This window comes from Micrococcus sp. HMSC31B01 (assembly GCF_001816085.1).
In the GTDB taxonomy this organism is placed as follows: Bacteria; Actinomycetota; Actinomycetes; order Actinomycetales; family Micrococcaceae; genus Micrococcus; species Micrococcus luteus.
On the sequence record NZ_KV824851.1, the window covers coordinates 1 to 1,279 of the forward strand.

A 1,279-nucleotide genomic window follows, 5' to 3' on the forward strand; every position below is an offset into this window, starting at 1 on the left:
CTGGGCCGCGGGGCTGGCCCGCTGGGCGCCCCGGGCCGCCCGGCTGGAGCCGGAGCGTGACCTCGTGACTCTGCACCGGCTCGGGGGAGGCCTGCTGATCCCCGAGGACGACGCCTGGCCCGCCGCCCTGGCGGACCTGGGCGAGGAGGCGCCCCTGGGCCTGTGGTTCCGCGGCTCCGGAACGCTGCCTCCCGCGGACCGGATGCTCGCCGTCGTCGGCAGCCGGGAGGCGACCGCGTACGGACGGACCGTGACCGCCCGCTGCGCCGCCCACGCCGTCCAGCAGGGCGCGTGCGTGATCTCCGGCGGTGCGTACGGCATCGACGGCGCCGCCCACCGGGCCGCGCTGCAGGCGCCCGCCGCACCGGAAGACGCGGCGGATCGCGACGGCGTCCCGCCCACGGTGGCGGTGCTGGCCGGCGGCCTCGACCGGTTCTACCCGGCCGGCCACGAGGACCTGCTTCGCGCGGTGATGGCCGCCGGGCTGCTCGTGTCCGAGATGCCGCCCGGTGCGAGTCCCACGCGGTACCGGTTCCTGCAGCGCAACCGGGTCATCGCCGCGCTCGCGGGGGCCGTGCTGGTGGTCGAGGCGCGCTGGCGGTCGGGAGCGCAGAACACGGCGGGCCACGCGTTCGGCCTCGGCCGCGAGGTGGGCGTGGTCCCCGGCCCCGTGACCTCGCCCAGCTCCGCCGGTTGCCACCGTCTGCTGCAGGAGAGCCCCGCCCGTCTCGTGACCACCGAGCAGGAGGCCCTCGCCCTGCTCGGCCAGGGGCCCGCCCGGAGCGGCGGCGCGGGCGGGAGGATCTCCACCCGGGCAGCTCCCGAGTCCGCCGCGCGGCCCACCGACGGGCTCACGATGGAGGAGGCCCTCGTCCACGAGGCGCTGCCCCTGCGCCAGGCGGTGCCCGTCGACCGGATCACCGTCAGCGCCGGGCTCGCGCTGCCCACCGTCCTGGCGTGCCTGTCCCGGCTGCAGCGGGCGGGCCTGGCCGAACGGGTCGAGGACCGGTGGCGGCGGGGATGACCTCCGGCCGCGTGCTCCCGGGCGGCGCCGCCCTGGGGCGGATGGCAGAGTGGGGGGATGACCCCGTCGTCCTCCGTCCGTCCCGTCCCGGTCCCGCGCGCCCCCTCGCCCCGGGACACGGCCTGGCTCGAGGCGTTCGAGGAGCACCTGCGCCACGAGCGGAACCGCAGCCCCCAGACCGTGCGCGCGTACCTCGCCGATCTGCGCGCCCTCATCGACCACGTCGCCGGCACAGCCGGCACCGCGGCGGCGCCC

Annotated in this window: 2 protein-coding genes; both read left to right on the forward strand. The window is 78.4% G+C overall.

Features of this window, described 5'->3' with window-relative positions:
* On the forward strand, positions 1-1,024 hold a 1,024-nt coding region (locus HMPREF3105_RS00700; protein ID WP_246830296.1), incomplete at its 5' end, for a DNA-processing protein DprA.
* 57 nt (positions 1,025-1,081) lie between these two features.
* On the forward strand, positions 1,082-1,279 hold a 198-nt coding region (locus HMPREF3105_RS00705; protein ID WP_168167974.1), incomplete at its 3' end, for a site-specific integrase.